General features: G+C 61.0%; 16 protein-coding genes and 1 tRNA gene. 10 read left to right on the top strand and 7 right to left on the bottom strand.

Features of this window, described 5'->3' with window-relative positions; genetic code table 11:
• Positions 1-178 precede the first annotated feature (178 nt).
• The gene (locus tag WYS_RS04175) at positions 179-721 is read left to right on the top strand and encodes a UbiX family flavin prenyltransferase (protein ID WP_026068786.1); all 543 of its coding nucleotides are present in this window, start codon (positions 179-181) and stop codon (positions 719-721) included.
• 15 nt (positions 722-736) lie between these two features.
• Here the strand turns inward: WYS_RS04175 and WYS_RS14310 are convergent, their stop codons facing one another.
• A complete protein-coding gene (locus WYS_RS14310; protein ID WP_147654420.1) occupies positions 737-1,972 on the bottom strand; it encodes an MFS transporter in 1,236 nt (411 codons plus the stop codon).
• Positions 1,973-2,183: 211 nt separating this feature from the next.
• Between WYS_RS14310 and WYS_RS04165 the strand changes: the two genes are divergently transcribed.
• Positions 2,184-2,474, top strand: coding sequence for a hypothetical protein (locus tag WYS_RS04165; RefSeq protein WP_019176907.1), 291 nt, complete (start codon positions 2,184-2,186; stop codon positions 2,472-2,474).
• 68 nt (positions 2,475-2,542) lie between these two features.
• Here the strand turns inward: WYS_RS04165 and leuS are convergent, their stop codons facing one another.
• Positions 2,543-5,422, bottom strand: coding sequence for a leucine--tRNA ligase (leuS, locus tag WYS_RS04160; protein ID WP_019176906.1), 2,880 nt, complete (start codon positions 5,420-5,422; stop codon positions 2,543-2,545).
• 320 nt (positions 5,423-5,742) lie between these two features.
• Here leuS and WYS_RS04155 point away from each other — a divergent pair, with 320 nt between their 5' ends.
• The 4 genes from WYS_RS04155 to WYS_RS14295 all read left to right on the top strand — a co-directional run bounded on the left by WYS_RS04155 (position 5,743) and on the right by WYS_RS14295 (position 8,238).
• Positions 5,743-6,117 carry a ribbon-helix-helix domain-containing protein gene (locus WYS_RS04155; RefSeq protein ID WP_019176905.1) on the top strand — a complete coding sequence of 125 codons (375 nt, stop codon included), beginning with the start codon at positions 5,743-5,745 and terminating at the stop codon, positions 6,115-6,117.
• Positions 6,118-6,233: 116 nt separating this feature from the next.
• Positions 6,234-7,025, top strand: a complete 792-nt coding sequence (locus tag WYS_RS14305) for a hypothetical protein (RefSeq protein ID WP_019176904.1) — start codon at positions 6,234-6,236, stop codon at positions 7,023-7,025.
• A 113-nt stretch (positions 7,026-7,138) separates the two neighbouring features.
• Positions 7,139-7,735 carry an ATP-NAD kinase family protein gene (locus tag WYS_RS14300; protein WP_019176903.1) on the top strand — a complete coding sequence of 199 codons (597 nt, stop codon included), beginning with the start codon at positions 7,139-7,141 and terminating at the stop codon, positions 7,733-7,735.
• The gene (locus WYS_RS14295) at positions 7,735-8,238 is read left to right on the top strand and encodes an ATP-NAD kinase family protein (protein WP_019176902.1); all 504 of its coding nucleotides are present in this window, start codon (positions 7,735-7,737) and stop codon (positions 8,236-8,238) included. Before WYS_RS14300 ends, WYS_RS14295 begins: the two co-directional genes overlap by 1 nt.
• 14 nt (positions 8,239-8,252) lie before the next feature.
• On the opposite strand, the gene WYS_RS04140 is transcribed toward WYS_RS14295, so the two are convergent.
• The 3 genes from WYS_RS04140 to iorA form a co-directional block, all read right to left on the bottom strand.
• The gene (locus tag WYS_RS04140; RefSeq protein ID WP_019176901.1) at positions 8,253-8,849 is read right to left on the bottom strand and encodes a zinc ribbon domain-containing protein; all 597 of its coding nucleotides are present in this window, start codon (positions 8,847-8,849) and stop codon (positions 8,253-8,255) included.
• Between the two features lie 101 nt (positions 8,850-8,950).
• Positions 8,951-9,553, bottom strand: a complete 603-nt coding sequence (gene iorB / locus WYS_RS04135; protein ID WP_019176900.1) for an indolepyruvate ferredoxin oxidoreductase subunit beta — start codon at positions 9,551-9,553, stop codon at positions 8,951-8,953.
• Positions 9,550-11,382, bottom strand: a complete 1,833-nt coding sequence (gene iorA, locus WYS_RS04130; protein ID WP_236993895.1) for an indolepyruvate ferredoxin oxidoreductase subunit alpha — start codon at positions 11,380-11,382, stop codon at positions 9,550-9,552. Before iorA ends, iorB begins: the two co-directional genes overlap by 4 nt.
• Positions 11,383-11,770: 388 nt before the next feature.
• On the opposite strand from iorA, the gene WYS_RS04125 reads away from it, so the two are divergent.
• Positions 11,771-12,223, top strand: coding sequence for an RNA-binding domain-containing protein (locus tag WYS_RS04125; protein ID WP_019176898.1), 453 nt, complete (start codon positions 11,771-11,773; stop codon positions 12,221-12,223).
• A gap of 9 nt (positions 12,224-12,232) precedes the next feature.
• Here WYS_RS04125 and WYS_RS04120 read toward each other — a convergent pair whose 3' ends face one another.
• Together WYS_RS04120 and WYS_RS04115 are read right to left on the bottom strand one after the other, a co-directional pair.
• Positions 12,233-12,994 (bottom strand): hypothetical protein, encoded by a 762-nt coding sequence (locus WYS_RS04120; RefSeq protein ID WP_026068784.1) that lies wholly within the window; start codon positions 12,992-12,994, stop codon positions 12,233-12,235.
• A gap of 98 nt (positions 12,995-13,092) precedes the next feature.
• Entirely contained in the window at positions 13,093-13,515 is a 423-nt protein-coding gene (locus WYS_RS04115) for a hypothetical protein (RefSeq protein WP_019176896.1), read from the bottom strand.
• Positions 13,516-14,008: 493 nt separating this feature from the next.
• Here WYS_RS04115 and WYS_RS04110 point away from each other — a divergent pair.
• The 3 genes from WYS_RS04110 to WYS_RS04100 all read left to right on the top strand — a co-directional run bounded on the left by WYS_RS04110 (position 14,009) and on the right by WYS_RS04100 (position 16,207).
• Positions 14,009-14,095, top strand: a tRNA-Leu gene (locus tag WYS_RS04110).
• Positions 14,096-14,195: 100 nt separating this feature from the next.
• Positions 14,196-15,140 (top strand): CPBP family glutamic-type intramembrane protease, encoded by a 945-nt coding sequence (locus tag WYS_RS04105; protein WP_201798843.1) that lies wholly within the window; start codon positions 14,196-14,198, stop codon positions 15,138-15,140.
• A gap of 227 nt (positions 15,141-15,367) precedes the next feature.
• Positions 15,368-16,207, top strand: a complete 840-nt coding sequence (locus WYS_RS04100; protein ID WP_081579817.1) for a mechanosensitive ion channel family protein — start codon at positions 15,368-15,370, stop codon at positions 16,205-16,207.
• The last annotated feature ends 49 nt before the right edge of the window (positions 16,208-16,256 follow it).

Genomic DNA, 16,256 nt, shown 5'->3' with positions numbered 1-16,256 from the left:
AGTGTCGTCGGACCGGTCCGGACGACCTCATTTCCATACATGCGCTGGAGCCCCTAGGCGGTCCGTGATAATATCCCTTTCGCCCCCGGGGTGTCGGGACCGGGAGGATAATATTTGAAATGAATAATATTTCAAAAACGGAGTGGGCTTGAAATAGGGTGACGGGGATATTCGGGGCATGCGTTATGTAGTGGCGTTGACTGGCGCCTCCGGGATGCAGTATGGCATCAGGCTCCTTGAGGAGCTTGACGGGGACCGGGAGCTCATCGTTTCGGAGATGGGCAAGAAGGTCCTGGACCAAGAGACCGATCTGGACCTGGAGGACCTGGAGGCCATCACCGAGGCGGTGTACGAGGACGACGACCTGTTCGCCCCGCCCGCCTCCGGGACCCACAAGTTCGACGCCATGATAATATGCCCGTGCTCGCAGTCCACCATGGCCAAAATCGCGGCGGGGATCGCCGACACCCTCATCACCAGGGCGGCCACGGTGTCCCTCAAAGAAGGGAGGAAGCTCATCTTGGTGCCCAGGGAGACGCCGCTGAACGTCATCATGCTGGAGAACGAGCTGAAGCTCGCCCGGGCCGGCGCGGTCATACTTCCGGCGTCCCCGGCGTTCTACCAGGGGCCCGCTGGCATGGAGGACATGGTCAAGTTCGTGGTGGGCAAGGTCCTCGACCAGCTCGGCCAGGAGCATGACCTGTTCAGGCGGTGGGAGTGAGCACTGCCTGAGGGGTCATGCCTGGGGCACCGGCTCTCCCGCCCCGCCGGGGCGCGGCTCCTGCCTTCCCCGCCTTACTTTCATGAAGAGCGGGATGGCCATGAGCTGCAAGCCCACCGAGAGCGCTATCATCGCCATGACGGAGACCCCGTAGAGCAGCCCCGTGGTCACGCTGCCCATGAACCATGACACCCCGAACGCCGCGTTGTACAGCCCGAAAGCGTAGCCCTCCCGCCCGGGCGGGGCCATGTCCGCTACCGCCGCCCTCATCATGGAGTCCTGTGCGCCGAAGCCAACGCCGTACAGCATCATTCCCAGGAGTATCAGCTCAAGATCGCCGGAGAACACCATCGGCACGAACGCCGGGACGATCGCCGAGATCATGACTAGCGGCCCCATGCCCATATGGTCGTAGAGCCGCCCGAACAGCAGCGCCGTGATCGCATTGGTGGCCATGGCCACCGCGTACAGGATGGGGATCCAGCCCTCAGGAACGCTGGTGTACGCCCCCACGTGCAGGGAGATGAGAGGGAAGTCGGAATACCCCGCGGCGATGAGCACGCCCGCTCCCATATATATCCAGAATATGCGGGGGAACTTCTCTCCCCGGCCCGCCTTCTTGCGAGCGGGCTCCCGCTTGCGCGGGACGCTCTCTACGCGATAGGCATGGGCCAGGACGACCATCGCTATCAGCAAAGGGATCACCAGCATCTCGAAGCCGATGCGGTAGCCGCCGCCGAGGACCATCACTATGACCACTACGGCAGGGCCGAGCATGCCCCCCACCGAGGACAGCGCGTCCTGGACCCCGAATGCCCAGCCTCGCCCCGCCTTTTTTCCGCTGTATGACAGCATGGCGTCCCGGGCTGGACAGCGCATGGCCCGGCCGATCCTCTCCAGCATTATCAGGGCGGCGGCCGCTTGCCAGTCACCGGCGAGAGCAAGGGCGGGGACGGCGATGAGGTTGATGACATACCCCACGAATATTGGGGCCCAGTAGTTCCCGGTGGCATCGGCCAGTTTGCCGAAGACAATCCTTAGGCTGTAGCCGATGAGCTCGCCCAGGCCGGCGACTATCCCCACCACGGCCGCGCTGGCTCCCAGGATGCCAAGGTAGGGGCCGATGATGCTTCGGGCCCCCTCATTGGCCACATCAACGAACAAACTGACCAGCCCGAACAGCAGAACTAAAGTGAACGCCATCGAGCGCTTCTTGCCATCAGGGCTTGCGCCCTTTTTACCCCTACCCACCGCCACCCGCCCTCCACCCTCCAATGAAACGGAAAGCCGCGATCCCCGGAGAGGGAGCGCCTTCCCGCCTGTATTCCGAATACCGAATACGGAATGCAGTATACGAATCGCCGTCGGTTATATAAAAGGTGCTCAATGGATGTTGCCTGGACCAAAGAAAGGGCGCAAGAGGGCAACCTATTTGCCCCATCAGCCAATATCATGAGCGCATATGAACGATGGTGATGATATCAACATCCTCGACATAGACCACGTCTACTCCATTTTGTCCTTCCTCCGCTCCAGGTCGGGAGAGGAGATCATCGCTACCGAGCTGCGGCAGGTGATGTCCAACTACGGAAGGATGATGGTCATCATCCATCAGCTGGAGAACAGCGGTCTCGTGAAGATCGAGCTGGAGACCCGCCCGCGAAAGCGATATCTTATCTCTCTGACCAGGAAGGGGGCTTCCGTGGCGGACCGGCTCATGGAGCTGGACAGGACAATAAAGTCCATGAAGTGAGAGGGCGCCCGGACCATCTCCGGCCATAGGAAGAGGGTGGCGCAAGGCCCTGGAAGGGCCGACCCCGCTCACTCCACGAATATGGCCGGGCGGCGGGGCTGGGCGGCCCGGGACTTCTTCTGGGGGTCCGGCGCCGAAGCGTCGTCGGCGGAGCACACGCGCACCTCGCAGCCCATGTCGCTGGAGAGGAACGCCGCCGCGTCGGAAAGGTAGGCTTGCTCATCGATATCGATGGACAGCCGGGCGAGCTCGTTCTCGGAGCGCTTCAGGAGGTCCTCGGCGATCTTGCGGGCGAAGTCGGCCGATTCCTTCCCGCGGCGCTTGAGGTCGTCGCGAGCCATCACCGCCTTGGTGACCCCGGGGACCGACAGCTGCTTCCCCTTGGCCATGTCGAGCGCGATGGCGAAGATGTCCTTCTTCCACTGCGTGGTAGTGTAGATCAGCACGCGCTTCGGTGTTATGCCCGTTACCCGGAGGATCTCGTTCACGTCGGTCATGACGTCCTCGAGGTACTGCTCGGCCTCCTCCGCTGGGGGATCGATGTCCCCCTCTGCCGCGACAGGGTAGGAGGCCTTGGAGACGAAGCCTTCGCCCCCTATGCCTTCCCACATCTCCTCGGCGATGTGCGGGGTGATGGGCGCCATCATGCGGACCCACGCCTGCAGCGCCTTGGCCGCCGTTTCTTTGTTGTCCCCGCCCCGGCGCATGTACCAGCGCAGGTCGGTAAGGGTCTCGAAATACACCTCGTTGGCGAGCTTTCGCAGGTCGAATTCTTCCATGGCCTTCTGGATCGCTGCGGCGCGATTGCTCATCCGCGACAGGAGCCAGCGGTCCACGCTCTTGACCTCCGAGCCGCCCAGTCCCTTCAGCTCCTCGATGGTCCGGAGGACCCTGTCGATCCTGGAGGAATAGTTCACTATATTGCTCTCGTCCCATTCCACGTCGGCGAAGGGGGCAGCGATGTGGGCATAGTAGAGGCGCAGGGTGTCCACGCCGAAACGGCCGGCCGCGTCCGGGATGGGCTCGGCGCCTCCCTTGGACTTGGAGATCTTCCCGAGCTTGCCAGTGACGTACCAGTTGACAAATATGCCCCGGGGCCACAGCTGCTCCGGCAGGACGGCTACGTGGTTCTTCAGGAAGGCGGGGAAGTGCACGGTCATGTGCTCCTTGCCGCCCAGGTTGATGTCCAGGGGGTACCAGTAGTACACGTCCTGCTTGATGCGGTCCAGAAGCTCGGCGCTGACGCCGGTCTTCTTGGACACCTCGGACGCTTCGCCCTTGTTCAGGAGCACGTAGTCGAAGAAGGCCTCGGTCATCTGGTCCGCGGTCAGCTGCCCGCAGTTGTAGTAATGCGCTACAAGGTAGTATACCGGATAAAGAGTGGAATCGGAGATGGCCTCGATGATCCACTTGTCGTCATACGGGAAGCGCGTGCCGAGCCAGTTGCCCTGCCTCACGCAGGCCCTCTCCCTGAACCAGTCCAGCACGCCCTGGACGTTCACGTAGTACTCCTGGGGCAGGATGTGCATGGCGCGGCAGTGGGCCTTGGTGTTCTCCGTGAGGGCGGCATTGGCGTAGTCGATGAACCACTGGTCATCGACCTTCTTTATTACCACGGGGCGCCCGCACCGGCATACCACTTCCTCGGACAGGTCGAAGAACAGCTCGGCCTCGCCGCTCTTGATCATCATCTGCTTGATTAGCTCCTTGGCTTCCTCGACCTTCAGGCCGGAGAACTCCCCGGCGTTCGAGTTCATCTTCCCGGTGTGGAAGCCGTCCTTGTAGATGGCTTTCTTCGCTTCATCCAGCCGGGGGTCGCCGGACCTGGTTATGCCGAGCCTTTCGATCATCTCCACCGCCGGCAGGGGTCCGTACCCCTTGGTCTCGATGATGGGGATCGGTTTGATGGCCTTGACCGTCTCGGGATCGAGGTGGTACTTGGCCAGGGCGGCGTCGTCATCCTGGAGAATCTTCAGGGATATCCAGTCGTCCGGCGCGTCCGACGGGACGCTGGTCACGAGGCCGGTGCCGACCTCGGGCTTGGCGAACGATGCCGGCAGCACCGGTATCTGGCGGTGTATGACGGGAGCCAGGGCCATCTTGCCGATGAGGTCGGCGCCCGCGACGGTGCCGACGATCTCGAGGCCGTCCTTCTGGTACTTCATCTTCTCGAAGGAGGGGCGGCTTATGACCCAGGTCTCATCGCCGCGCCTTATTTTGACATATTCCACGTCAGGATTGATCCAGAAGTTGACCTGACCATACACCGTCTCCGGCCGCAGAGTAGCAGCGACCAGGTAGAAGTCCTCGCACTTGAACTTGAGGAGTGTGTACTCATTGGTCTCGGCGGTCCCGCCTTTGGAGATGTCCGTCTCTGATGCGTCCACCGCTACCGGGCCGCACTCCACGCAGGCCGGGGCATAGTAAGGCTTCTGTATCAGCAGGCCAGCGTCGTGAAGCTTCCGGAATTGCCATTGGATGAATTTGCTGTAGTCGGGATTGATGGTGCTGGTGAACCGGCGCCAGTCAGACAGGAAGCCGAACCTCTTCCAGTACTGGTTCACGTACACCTGGTTGAAGAACTTGACCACTGACACCGGGTCGTCCAGCTCGGAGATCTTCTCCGGCGGGCAGCCGTTCGCCAGCAGGTAGTCGATGGTCTTCTGGTCCCGTTCCCTTATTCTTTTCGCCAGGGAGATGGCCCCATTGCCGGTGGCGTGAGTGCCTACCGGGAAGAGGACATTGTAGCCAGACATCCTCATGTAGCGCCCGATGGCGTCCACATAGGTGTAGCCGCGCATGTGGCCGACGTGCAGGTAGCCTGTCAAACCGGGGTACGCGAAGATGATCATGAACTTCGGTCTGGAGTCCCTCTCGGACTCATTGATCTTCGCGGCATACCACCGCTCCTGCCACTTTGCTTCTATCTGAGCTGTCCATTCAGACATCGGCGCACCTTTTGGCCAGGTATATGCAACTTGTATTAATAGGATATTTGATGGCCCTTTTTGGTGCTAGATTCCCTTGCAATGCCTGCGGGGCGCCGGGCCGCCCGAGTGCGAACAGGTATGTCATATCGCGCGGGAGGAGGCACTTTCGGACACCCCGGGCAAAGCCGTATATACCCAAAACGGGCTCTCTGGCTAGAAAAAAATCTAAGTATCTGCATCGATATGACAAAATAATACGACTGACATATTTTGACATATTTTTAAATACGAGGCATACTATTAGGTAGTTTAGACCTGAGCAAGCAGGAGAGCTACGAATGGACGGAGAAAGGATCTCACTGAGATTGGAAGCCGAGGACCTGGTGCTCCTCGATGAGTTCATCGAGAGACACCCGGAGTACTCCAACCGCTCCCACTTCGCGAGGATCGCTTTCCGCTCGTTCATAGAGAATCTCGAGGGAGGGTCCCAGGAGGTCAGCGTCGCTCCGGTAGCAAAGGACAACGTGATCACCGTGGAGATCCCCCGGATGGCGCACGACACTATCGTCAGCTCGGTACGGGCAGGAATATACAATTCCGCCGAGGAAGCGGTCGTGGAGTGCGTAAGGGAGAAGTACATCGACACCAAGCAGACCCTGGAGGCCATCAAGAAAGCGAAAGTGGAAGCCTTCCAGAGCCAGGTGCAGATGTAACGGGGATAAAGCTCAGCTAGATGGGCAAGTCTGGCAGAAGGGATGGGATGCACGGTTTTATCCACACCGGTCAGCTCGCCTGCTGCACAGGTCGATATGGAGAGGGGACGATACAAATGGAGAGCGAGAAGAACGTTACGAACCTGAACAAGGTGCCTATGGAGCCCAGGATAACCGTGGTGGGGTGCGGCGGCGCTGGCAACAACGTCGTGCACAGCATCTACTGGGCCAACAAGAACGTCGAGACCATCGCGGTGAACACCGACGAGAGCAAGCTCGAGAAGGTTGACGCGCACAAGAAGGTCCTCATCGGCAAGGACGTCACCCACGGCGTGGGCGCCGGCGGGTATCCTGAGGTCGGGGAGCGCTGCGCGAAGAATGCCAGGGCTGCCCTTGAGAGGGTCCTCGACGGCAGCGACATCGTCTTCATCGTCGCCGGAATGGGCGGCGGCACCGGCACCGGGTCCGCTCCTGTGGTGGCAGAGGTCGCCAAGGGGCTTAACGCGGTGACGTTCGCCATCGCCATCAACCCGTTCTCTTACGAGGCTTGCAGGCAGGATGCCGCCAGGGCCGGCATCGGGAAGCTGAAAAGCGTCGCCGGTACCACTGTCGTCCTGGATAACGACAAGCTCCTGCAGATCGCCGGGGACTACACCATGACCGAGAGCTTCTCCATCATGGACATGTCCATAAACAAGATCATCGACTCGGTGTCCTCCCAGATCACCACGGACATCATGTCCCAGTTCAAGGACGAGATGGCCGAGGCCCTTCACGGCGCGGAGTGCCGTGCCGAGGTCATGCCCCGCCCCGCGGTTGCCCCCGTGGCCGAGCTGATCAATGCGGACGCTCCGACCTCTGCGATGCCTTTCGCCGAGGCCATGACCCCCGAGCTGATGTCAAGATAAGCTCTCCAAAACATCTCAGGAAAGGGCGCGGAGGATGACCCTCCCGCCCCCTCCATATTCTATCAGTCCTGTTCTCGGCAATGATATATCATTCCGCTGCCAATCATGGTCCCGTGCGCGTCGGTCTGGTCATCAACCCCATCGCCGGCATGGGCGGAGCGGTGGGCCTGAAAGGAACGGACTCCCCCGCGACCTTGGACGAAGCGAGGCGCAGGGGCGCCTCTCCGATCTCGCAGGAGCGGACCGCCGAAGCACTGCGGGCGGCCGGCGACCTCGAGGGGTACGAGTTCCTCACCGCCGGCGGGGCCATGGGCGAGGATGTCCTCAGGACGTTCGGCGCCGACCCACTGGTGGTATGCCGCCCCGGCCCCGAGACGTATGACGCCGACACCCGCGAGGCGTGCCGGGCGCTGCTGGAGGCGGGCATCGACATCCTGGTGTTCACCGGCGGCGACGGCACCGCCAGGGACGTCATGGACGCCGTTGGGGAGAGCGTCCCGGTCATCGGCATACCCTCCGGCGTCAAGATGCAGTCCGGGGTGTTCGCCAACACCCCCCGCGACGCCGGGGCGCTGCTCAGGCGGTGGAGAATAGAGGACCTTCCCTCCCGCCGCACCGAGGTCATGGACATCGACGAGGAGCAGTTCCGCGGGGGGCGCATCTCCTCGTCCCTGTACGGATACATGCTGCCCCCGAGGAGCCGGCCCTGATGCAGCCGTTCAAGGTCGCCTGGGGCGGGGGCACCGAGGACGAGATGAAGGACGCCCTGGCAGAGTACTTCGTGGGGGAGATGCAGGCCAGCGTGCTGTACATCCTTGGGCCCGGGACCACCATGGAGGCGGTGGGGCGGAAGCTGGGCATCGACAAGACATTGTTGGGCGTGGACGCGGTGTACGACTGGAAGCAGGTGGCCAAGGACGCCGACGAGGCCGCCTTGCTGGCGCTTTTGGATTCCTACCCCGACGCGCGAATCGTGGTGACACCCATCGGGCAGCAGGGCTTCATCTTCGGACGCGGGAACCAGCAGATCTCCCCCGAGGTCATCTGGAAGGCGGGGGTGAAGAACGTGGTGGTGCTGGCTACTCCGCTGAAGATGAGGGAGACCAGGACGCTGAGGGTCGACACCGGCGATATCCTGCTGGACGATGAGCTGCGAGGATACCAGAGGGTCATCGTGGAGTACGGGAAGCAGCTGGTGGCGACGGTCCGCTGACCAGATCGCATCGTTCACAACTTCCGGCCGCAGTATGGACACAGCTTCGAGTCATTGGGTATCTCCCTCTCGCAGGACGGGCAGTTCCTGACAACCTTTATCCTGGCATGAGGCCGAGCCCACAATAATGGCATATGAAGAGGTATGTCGTTCTTGACATAGTAGTAAATTATCATCCCCATGAACGCAAGCGACGCTACCAGAATGCCAGCCATCAGAGGCACAGGGTCCGCGGGGGCCGACTCTGCCATGGCGATATCCCCTGTGAAAACGCGGACCGAAGGGGGCTCCCCCTCGGCATATGCGGTCACCAAGACCTCGGACCTGAAACCGCCACTGCCATCTGCGCTGACCTGTCCGACGAAGAGATGAGATCCCCCCGGGGTGATGACCTGCTCGCCCTGGAATATCGTCACCTTCTCGATCCACCGGTTCTGCCCCTCCATTATCGGATCGAACGGCCAGACGATAGAGTATACGACCTCCGTCACGTGAAGGTCCGCCGTCCCGCCATTGGTGAGGTCCACGGTGCACTGGAACTTGCCCCCAGTGACGCTCGTCGGGCCTATGTCCGCATCGCCGTCCCAATCCGCGGCAGCGCCACCGGCCATATTCGATGCCGATAGCAAGAGGCATACCGCTAAGGCTCCCCAGACAGTGAATCTCACGCGGGATCTCCGTCCATATATGACATGCGGCAAATATAGGTGCCCTAGCTCTTCGCGGACCTTGTGACCTCGTCGAAGCCCATCTCGAACGCTCTTACATTTATATCCCTGGCCTTGGCAGGCACGAGCTGCAGCAGGGAATCGAGCATCCTCTCCGGGGACAGCGGGAAGCCCTTAACCGCGGACATCGCGCCGATGAGCACGGAGTTGGCGGCGATGGCCTTGCCCGCCTCGATCGCCTTGGCGGTAGCGTCGATGGATATCACGTTACCGCTGACGGACCGCATGGCCGCGATGATCTCGTCCACCGGCGGGTAGGCGTCCTGCCCGATGGAAGCGCTGATCGGCACGACCGGGGTAACGTTGGTGATTATGCAGCTGTCCCTGTTCACGGTGCCGAGGTGCCGGTACGTTTCCGCTGGCTCGAACCCCAGCAGCAGATCCGCCCCGCCCGCGGGTATCAGGGGGCTGATGACCCCTTGCCCCATGCGCACCGAGCAGAGGACGCTGCCGCCGCGCTGGGCCATGCCGTGCACCTCCGACATCGCCACCTCGAGGCCCTCGGCCACTGCCGCGCCCCCCAGGACGGCGGACGCCAAGAGCACGCCCTGACCGCCCACGCCCACCAGCTGCACGTTGTACTTCATTGTACCACCCCGATGGCGTTCTTGGGGCACACCTGAGCACAGCCGCCGCACCCGATGCAGGAGGCCGCGTCGACCTTGACGTCGCCGCCCTCCTTGCTCAGGGCGGGGCAGGAGAACTTGGCCACGCAGGTATAGCAGTGCACGCACTTCTCCTGGTCCACTTCATATATGGTGGGAGCGAGCTTTCCTCCCTTCTTCATGGCCAGGGGGCAGGCGCGCTCGGCGATGACGACCGAGGGGCCGTCGAACGCCAATGCTTCCTTCATCGCCTCGGTGGTGGTCCGGAGGTCGTACGGGTCCACCGTCTTGACGTATTGTATGCCGCACGCCCGCACCAGCGGCTCGATGGGAAGGGGCGGGGACTCGATGCCCCCGTAGTCCCTCCCGGTGCCCGGATTGGGCTGGTGGCCGGTCATGGCGGTAGTGCGGTTGTCGAGTATGACCAGCAGGAACTTGTGCTTGTTGTACACAGCATTGATCAGCCCCGGTATGCCGCCATGGAAGAACGTCGAATCGCCGATGAAACCGACCACCTTCTGGTCCGTGACCTCGGAGAACCCGTTAGCCGCACCGACCGACGAGCCCATGCACAGTGTGAGGTCGGCGGTCCGCATCGGCGGCTGGACCCCCAGAGTATAGCACCCTATGTCGGTGGAGTAGATCGCCCCCTCTCTTCCGACGGCTTTCTTGGCCGCATAGAAGGTGGCACGGTGGGGACAGCCAGCGCACAGCACCGGCGGGCGGGACGGGACCTTGAGCGCCGGCATCGGCAGCGGCTCCTTCTCCTTCCGGACCGGCAGGACCGATCTCAGAGCGAGAATGAGATCAGGCGAGTATTCGAACGCGCGGGGCAGATGCCCGGTCCTCTTGCCCAGTATCTCCACGTTGATGCCAGACTGCTGCGCGATCCTGCGCACCTCATCCTCCAGGATGGGCTCTAGCTCTTCCAGGACCACGACCGTCTTCTTGCCGCGCAGGAAGTCCAGCACCATCCTTTCCGGCACCGGATAGGAGAATCCCAGCTTGAGCACGGCCACGCCGTCGAGCCATTCCCTGGCGTAGGTGTAGGCGACGCCGCTGGCGATGACCCCGATGTCGGAGCTGCCGTCCACGAAGTTGAGCGGCGACGCTTCCGCCATCTCCAGCGCCTTTTCCATGCGCTTCAGCTGCTCCACGCGGCCCAGGCGGGCGTTGGCGGGCACCGTCACGAACCGCCGGGGGTCCTTCTCGAACACGCTCTTCCTCTTGCCGAGGGCGGGGGTCCCCAACTCGACGGCCCCCCGGGCGTGGTTCACGCGGGTGGTCGTTCTGAGCAGCACCGGGGTGCCCAGGGCCTCGGAGACGCGGAACGCCTCCATCACCATGTCCTTGCACTCCGCGGGAGTGGACGGCTCCAGCATGGGCACCAGGCCGAGCTTGGCGTAGAAGCGGTTGTCCTGCTCGTTCTGGGAGGAGTGGCAGGACGGATCGTCGGCGGTCATCACCACCATGCCAGCGCGCACTCCGGTGTAGGAGAGGGACATGAAGGCATCGGAGGCGACGTTCAGCCCGACGTGCTTCATGAAGACAAAGGACCTCACCCCCGACACGGCGGCGGCCCCGGCGACCTCCATGGCCACCTTCTCGTTCACGGAGTACTCGAAGTACATGCCGGCGTCCTTGGCGATGTCGTCGAGGACGCCCCCGACCTCGGAGGACGGCGTCCCGGGGTACGTGGCCGCCAGGCCTGCCCCGGCCTCGATGAGGCCTCTTGCTATCGCTTCGTTGCCCAGTAACAGGAGCCTTCCGCCTTCCGCCAATAATTTATCCAACCGGTCCACCTTCCGCACGCGTCGGCCCCCCTCGCAGGGGCGGATCGTTCATCAAGCCGCTTTCTGTTCTTTAATTTTTGCCAGCGAGCGGCGGTCGCACCAGATGTTTTGGGGAAATCGAAAAACCGAGCTCGGCCATGCCCCCATTTGAAGCGCGCGTTCGGGGATAGGGCGCGGAATTTGCGACCGTAAAGGCCGAATATCGAACGCACGAACGGACCTCCTCGGGGCCATCAAGGGCCGGCCTCGAACCGACTGGATGGAACAGATCGCTCTTCTCCGGAGGGGGCAGCTTGCATCCTCCGAGCCCTGCCGTCCGGGCAGCACGATATTCGTAGAGGGCACATGGCCTTCGGGAACACCGAGGGGAAAAACAATAACTATGGCCCGAGCGTATCTTCCCGCGATGGATATCGGCAGCCTGGCCTATAGGACGTTCGCCCATGCCACCGAGGACGAGGCCAAGGTGGAGCAGGCGCTCAAATTCGCTTCCGGCGCGGAGGAGATCAAAAAGAGCAGTACTGTCGGGTATCACGGGAACCCCATCATCGTACTGGAGGCCAGGGTCACCGACGCCAAGGGGATCAAGGCGTTTTTCAGCGGACTGCCCAAGGAAGATGTCAAGGATCTGCTGGACTCCCTTGAGAAGAGGGTCGACGAAGAATCGTTCTTCTTTCTTCGCCTGGACAAGCAGGAAGCGTACCAGGGCAGGCTGAAGCTCGCCGACCACGAGGACGTCATCGCGGTGCGCGGGAAGGTGAAGTCCTATCCGCAGAATAGGGACAACGCCGTCGCGGCCATGAGCAAGTTCCTTCAATCCGTGCTCGACCGCGCGGACCGAATGGACAAGAAGGATTGAAAGGAGCGCTCAGCCTACCGCAGAGATGGTGTAGCTCAGCTCGCAGTCGATCTCTTTCCTCTTGTCATCGTCCCCGTCATACGTCCATGAACCGAAGAAAGGGGCGTTGACGGTGTGGGTCTGCACGGTGGCAGAACCTGGCGCGTAGTCGATGGGGCGATCGGCCGCGTTATTGTCGTCGAAAACGGAGATGGAGAACCGCACGGTCTTGGAATCGTCCGGGAGGTCGATCGTCACCGAGTACGGCCCTGTCAGGTTCTCTTTGTCGGTGAAGACCTGGCTGGTGTAGGTCAAGTCCATGATGCCGTCGTTGTTGGTGTCGACCCTGATGATGAAGTAGGGATCGCCCGCGCCGACGGCATCGGCGGTCCCGTCGCCCTTGTAACCGGTGATGGCGATCCTTATCTTCCCGTTGCCCCGGTCGTAGAAGTCGGCGTTGTCGCCTATTCCGTCCGAATCCGAGTCGGCCCACTCGCTGGGATCGTTCGGGAACTTGTCAGGGTTGTTGCCGGAGGGATTGTCGCCGTAGCCGTCCCCGTCCCGGTCGAACTGCTGAGTGCGGTCATACGGAAAGACGTCCTTGGCGTCGGCGTACCCATCCCCGTCCGCGTCGGGGGAGGCCGATATGTTCTGCCTCGACGGGTCCGCGGACAGGATGAGGGCAAGCGTGATGGCAGTAATGCACACTATGACCAGCACAGAGGTCGGGATGATATTTCCCCCCGACCGGCTGGAGGATGGTACTGACCGAGGCTTGTTCCCGCTGCTCATTCGGTTGTATTTGGCAGGTTTAATTATTAAATATTATCTTCATAGATATTGGATTAACGGGCATGAGCCTCACCATCCAAAGGCGCGCGGGGCCGGGATCATACCTTGGCCTTGATTATGTCGACAGCACCGTCGATGGCCCCCACGATCTTGTTCAGCCGGTCCGGGGTCATGGGCACCTGGCGGAACTCCAGGCGGGAGTTCATGTGCGGCCCTGCGGTCTCCTGGAAGTAGTACTGCTGCAGCTGCCTGGCGAACCTGATCTTGTCGGCCCGGTCCACCTTCACGAAAGATGGGTACCCATCCTGCCGGCTCTCCATGACGAAGCTCTCCTTTTGGTTCATGTGGCCCCAGAACACCAGTATGGTCACGGGCCCGCTGGCGGTCTTCAGGCAGATGTTGAAACCTACCTTGTTGTCCACGAACTCTATGTCGCCGCGCTTCGCCCTCCACGCGTCCAGCGTGTCGAGCAGCTTCCGGCCGTTTTCGTCGAGACTGTTCCTGGCGTGTTCATAGGTCATGGCATCAACCCCAATTTTTGCCGGCTACGGGTGCGGCGGCCCTGTTCACTGGTCGGTCCTGATGAGCGGGCGTTCAGAACGGCAAGCGATTTGGGGAACGCCTTGCCTACGAAAACAAATACTCTGTATTTATACCGAATCCGTGGATTCATATCCAGAAAGTGAAGCCCGAACCCCCCGAGAACGATGAGAGCGGCCGTTCTCGTTCGAGCTGTTCGAGATCGCGGACGGCGAGATTGGCGGCGCCATAAGGATCGCCGACGGTGCTGGCAACACTGTCATCGGCGAACTGCGCTTCACCATCGACGCTGAGGGCACTGGGCCGTGTTTAGAACCTCCTTATTGAACCCCTACCTGCTGACGGCCCTGTGGTCCTCGCCGGGATGGCCGTTCTGGGCGCCTTTCCGATCGTGAGGCGCGGTAGGTCCACCCTGCTCGGCTGAGGGGTGCGGTGGCAACCCTCAAATACCATTCGGGTTTATCGCCTGGCAACGCAGGGGTAGCCAAGCTTGGCCAACGGCGCAGGACTTAGGATCCTGTCCTTAGTGGTCCGTGCGTTCAAATCGCACCCCCTGCACCATCTGGCCCTCACGCCATTTTGATGCACTAGGGCAAAATTTGTCCTACAGTAAGGACAGGATACGCAGGACAAGTCCCTCCACACACATGGAGACTGGACAATGAAAGAGCAAGTAGATTTTGGCCTACTTTTAGGACAGGACATATTAAGCGCAGGATACAGCCAGCAAGAACCGTCGAAGAACTACGATGTGAAGTTCGCTACTTGGCTCATGGTAGACAAGGAGATATGTGAGAGAGATGCCCGATACGCTGCCTATCGCATCGGCAAGGTGATGCGAGAGTATGGGGCGTTCTTCATCCTCGTGTTCATCCTATCCCTCCCGTTCCTGGCAGTAGGAGCCATGTCCGACCTGGCCCTTCCCCTGGGCCTGCCCATCGCCGCGCTGATGTTTCCCTGCCCCCTCATCGCAGCATCCATCCTCGTTTACCGTGAAGAGGGACGTGACGGCGTAAAGCGCCTGCTCAAGAGGGTCTTCGATCACAAGAGGATCAGGAAGAAGGCCTGGTACGCAGCTATTTTCTTCCTGCTGCCGGCGATATACCTCCTGTCGTACGCCATAATGTACCTGATGGGGACGCCGCTCCCCAATCCTCTTTCACCCGTGCTGCTGCCTCTCCTGTTCATCATCTTCTTCATCGCCGCAGCATGCGAGGAGGCGGGGTGGACCGGCTACGCCACTGATCCCTTGCAGGCAAAGTGGACCGCTCTGGGGGCCGGCATCATCATAGGTATCATCTGGGCGGCGTGGCACGTCATCCCGGACATCCAGGCCGGCCAGGCATGGGACTACATCCTCTGGGAACGGTGCAACACGGTGTTCCTGCGCGTGCTCATGGTGTGGATCTACAATAATGCCGGCCGCAGCGTGTTCTCCGTGGTCGTCGTCCACGCCATGATCAACGTCAGCTTCTTCACTCTGTTCCCCAAGGCGGGCTACTACGCCCCGGCCGTCACCGCCATGCTTGTAGCGGCCGTGGCGGTGCTGGCGGCATCCTTATGGGGGCCGAGGACGCTGGCAAAGTACAGGTTCGGAAGGAAATGAGCCCGGGAGAAGTGATGCTGATATCCACCACCCATTTCGGCATGGCCTCGCCGTGTTCTTGGTAGGCTGCCATTATATCCCCCGCGGTCCTGGGCCCGACCCCCTGGCCCTGGCGTTCCATCAGCATGCCAAATGAGCCGCTGGATTGTTCCTTTATTTCTTGATAATTAGAAAATTCAACATTAATATTATTATCTCATTTAAGTTTAAAGTTCAGAGGTAACAACATGGCCGATTTGGGTGCTCAGTTGGAAGGATTATTGGACGACATAGTGAATGCGGTACCATCCATCCTGGCGGCGATCGTAGTTCTCGCCCTGGGCGTTCTCGCGGGGATCCTCGTGGGGAACCTTGTCAACTGGGTGGTCAGAAAGACCAGCTTTGACAGGACCGTCGACGAGACCGCGGTCGGGAAGTCCCTCAGGAACGCGGGAACGAATCCGTCGAAATTGATAGGTACTGTCGTAAAGGCCATAATCATCGTGCTAGCCGTTATCTATGCCATACAGCTGCTGTCGTTCGGCGGCGTGTTCGGCACATACCTGAACGACATTGCGACCTACCTGCCCTGGCTGCTTGCCGGCATCCTGATCCTGATCCTCGGCGCCATACTAGCGGACTTCCTGGCCTCGTTCATCGGCAAGATCATCAGGCCGATGTTCTCCGCCGAGAAGTGCGGGGTCGCCGATGGGCTGAAGAACATGCTGTTCATCGGCCTGCTGGCGTTCGTGCTGATGCTGGCCCTCGACACCATGCGCCTGCCCGGGGACTTCATCTACCCCCTGATACTCGCATTTGTCATCATCGGTGTGGGCATTTCCCTGACCGACGCCTTGATAAAGTCCATAATGGCCGACCACCCTGAGTTCGCGGAGGTCGCTGGTTACGCGAAGTTCGTCCTGTACGCGATCTTCCTGATCGTCGGCACCGGCGCCCTCTTCGCATCCTTCCCCGGCGTTACCGGGATTATCGCCAACATCTCCTGGGCCTTTGCCATCGCGCTCGCCATCATGCTGATCCCGATCGCGTACGCCATGGCCAAGAAGCTGGCGAAGCAGTTCAACTAAGCCTAACGGCTTATTCTTTCCTTTTTTTCTCTTTTTCAATTATTGGTGA

It is taken from the genome of Methanomassiliicoccus luminyensis B10, from assembly GCF_000308215.1.
GTDB lineage: Archaea > Thermoplasmatota > Thermoplasmata > Methanomassiliicoccales > Methanomassiliicoccaceae > Methanomassiliicoccus > Methanomassiliicoccus luminyensis.
This window is presented reverse-complemented; position numbering and strand designations above follow the sequence as displayed.